Annotated in this window: 2 pseudogenes; one reads left to right on the forward strand and one right to left on the reverse strand. The window is 74.1% G+C overall.

The annotated features are described in order from the left end of the window. Positions 1 to 152, reverse strand: a pseudogene (locus A5711_RS27980) (hypothetical protein); the annotation flags it as partial. Here A5711_RS27980 and A5711_RS03110 point away from each other — a divergent pair. Next, positions 152 to 672: pseudogene (locus A5711_RS03110) on the forward strand (hypothetical protein); the annotation flags it as partial. The pseudogenes A5711_RS27980 and A5711_RS03110 sit on opposite strands and share 1 nt — an antisense overlap.

Consider the following 672-nt stretch of genomic DNA (forward strand, 5'->3'; position numbering starts at 1 on the left):
ACCTGCAGCCGCACCCGGCTGATCCGCCCGAATCCCGGGTGGCTTCCCGAAGTGAGCTCGTAGCCGCAGACCCGGGCCTCCAGCCGCGTGGGCGCGCCCTGCCAGTCGCCGTCGGTGACCAACACGGTGCACTCCTTGCTGCGGGCCCGCGCCCGCCCGCGCCGACGACCTGCTGCCTGAATCGGAGTCCCAGCTGGCGTTGCCGCCGTGGCTGGCGGAGTCGCTGCCGGCGCCCCTGCCGCGCGGGACGGTGGCGGTACTCTCGGGCGCCCGGTCGCTGCTGCTGGGCATGGTGGCCGCGGTAACGGCGGCAGGCGGCAACGTGGCAATCGTCGGCCAGCCGGACATCGGACTGCTGGCCGCCGCGGAGATGGGTGCGGATCTGAGCCGGGTCGCGGTGATACCGGATCCCGGAACCGATCCGGTGGAGGTGGCCGCGGTGCTCGTCGACGGTATGGATCTGGTGGTTCTCGGTCTGGGCGGGCGCCGGGTGCCGCACACCCGGGCGCGGGCGGTGGTGGCGCGGGCCCGCAGCAAGGAGTGCACCGTGTTGGTCACCGACGGCGACTGGCAGGGCGCGCCCACGCGGCTGGAGGCCCGGGTCTGCGGCTACGAGCTCACTTCGGGAAGCCACCCGGGATTCGGGCGGATCAGCCGGGTGCGGCTGCAGGT

Source organism: Mycobacterium sp. E2238 (assembly GCF_001672665.1).
GTDB lineage: Bacteria > Actinomycetota > Actinomycetes > Mycobacteriales > Mycobacteriaceae > Mycobacterium.